The 2031-nt window shown below is 61.0% G+C and carries 1 protein-coding gene; it reads left to right on the top strand.

Annotated elements, in window-relative coordinates:
• The first annotated feature begins 225 nt into the window (after window positions 1-225).
• Window positions 226-1962, top strand: coding sequence for a transposase (locus AB1781_11355; GenBank protein MEW5705163.1), 1737 nt, complete (start codon window positions 226-228; stop codon window positions 1960-1962).
• Window positions 1963-2031: the final 69 nt, after the last annotated feature.

Genomic DNA, 2031 nt, shown 5'->3' with positions numbered 1-2031 from the left:
TCCTCCTGATGCGCCAAAAATAGTTTGGCTGCCATTTGAAGGTTATATTTGCACGCGGCGGCGTCTTTGTTCCAGCCGTTGCGGTTCGTGGCGCAGGCGCTGCGCCTGATTTCTCTTCGCAATCCGAATTATTTTTCCCCGACCGTATTGACAAAACACATCTTAACACGTATCATTCACATGTTTGTAAGCGTCATAATTATACCAAAGTTAACAGGAGGGAGTATGCGCGAAGACCTGAAACCATTTTTCCTCGACCCGAAGACTCCGAAACAGCGGCAGTACGAGGCTCTGCGGGCATACGTGCTCGACGGGACGCCCGCAAGGGATGCCGCCGCCGCTTTCGGTTTTTCCGAGAAAACGCTTTTCGCCATGGCGCACGATTTGAGGACGGGCGGGCTGGTGTTGTTCCCGCAGGCGGCAGCCGGACCGAAGCAGCGCCGGGTTCCGCCCCACTTGCGCGAGACGATCCGTTCGCTGCGCAGAGAGGGGCTTTCGGTCGCCGATATTCACGCCCGCCTGCTGGTCGAGGGCGCGGCGCCAAGCCTGAGCACGGTGGAGCGCGTGCTGCGCGACGCGGGCTTCGGCAGACTGCCGCGCCGAACGGAGGCGGCGCGGGGGTTAAGCGCGAAAAACACGCTGTTGCCGCAGCCGGCGGCAAATCTGGATTTCGACGCGCTCAAACCCTTCGCCGCCGAATGCCAGGTGGCCGGCGTCTTTTTTTTCATCCCGTACCTGCTCGAATCGGGGCTGATCGAGACCTTCCGGAAACTGCCGCTTCCGCAGTCAAAACAGATCGGAGCGACCCAGGCGATGCTCAGCCTGCTGGCGCTCAAGCTCATCGGCGGCGAGAGGTTGTGCCACGTGCGCCAGTACGACCACGACGCGGGGCTGGGGCTTTTCGCGGGACTGAACGTCCCGCCCAAGCCCACCTACATGGGAACCTACTCCTGCCTCGCCTCCGCGCAATTGTGCCGCGACCTTCAGAAGGAGCTCGTCGCCGGGTTCGCCGCCCGCGAGCCGTCGTTTTTCAACGGCGCCACGATCAACCTGGACTTCCACTCCATCCCCCACTTCGGCGAGCGCTCCGCCATGGAGAAAGTCTGGTGCGGCTCGCGCAACAAGGCGCTCAAAGGCGCAAACACCTTCTTCGCCCAGGACGCCGAAACACGGTCGCTTCTCTACGCGAACGCCGACGTGCTGCGCAGAAACAGCTCGAGGGAGATCCTTCACTTCGTCGATTATCTCAGAGACATCAAGGGCGTGATCGACCAGACGCTGGTATTCGACTCGCGGCTGACCAACTACAAAATCCTGGGCGAACTCGACGTCCACGGCGTCAAATTCATCACACTTCGCCGGCGCGGCAAGAGCCTGGCGGCGCAGACCGACGCCATCCCCCCCTCGCAGTGGCGCAAAATCAAGCTTCCCATCCCCAAGCGAAAACACCACACCTTCATCGCGCATGAAAACGAGGCGCATCTCAAAGGCTGCCCCGCGCCCCTTCGCCAGATCATCATGAAAGACCACGGCCGCGCCGCCCCCACATACGTCGTCACCAACAACCGCGACGTCGCCCTTGCCGACATCCTCTCCATCTACGCCCGAAGGTGGCGCATCGAAAACAAACTGGCCGAACTGGCCGACTTCTTCAACCTCAACGCCCTTTCGTCCCCCATCATGGTGCGCATCCACTTCGATATCCTTCTTTCCGTCGCGGCCGACTTCCTGTACCACCGCTTCGCCGCCGACCTGCCACGCTTCGAAAACCACCTGGCGCCTGAAATCTTCCGCCGCTTCGTGGACGTGCCGGGACTCGTGCGCTACGATGGAGACGCATTCGAAGTCCGGGTGCGCAAACGCGCTCACACGCCCGTCCTTCTGGGAGTGAAAAAACTGAGGGCGCCGCTCACCCCGCCCTGGCTCGGCGGAAAACCCCTGCGGATCGTTTTCACACCATGACCGCCACAGCCAAACCACGCCAAAAACTAGACCTGATTATGACGGTGAAACCTTCCGCGAAAATCGGTG

The sequence above is a fragment of the Pseudomonadota bacterium genome, assembly GCA_040752895.1.
Lineage (GTDB): Bacteria > Pseudomonadota > Alphaproteobacteria.
This window is presented reverse-complemented; position numbering and strand designations above follow the sequence as displayed.

Excerpts from the sequence above, each read along its gene's own strand:
- AB1781_11355 (MEW5705163.1), top strand. The coding sequence starts at position 226 with ATGCGCGAAGACCTGAAACCATTTTTCCTCGACCCGAAGACTCCGAAA.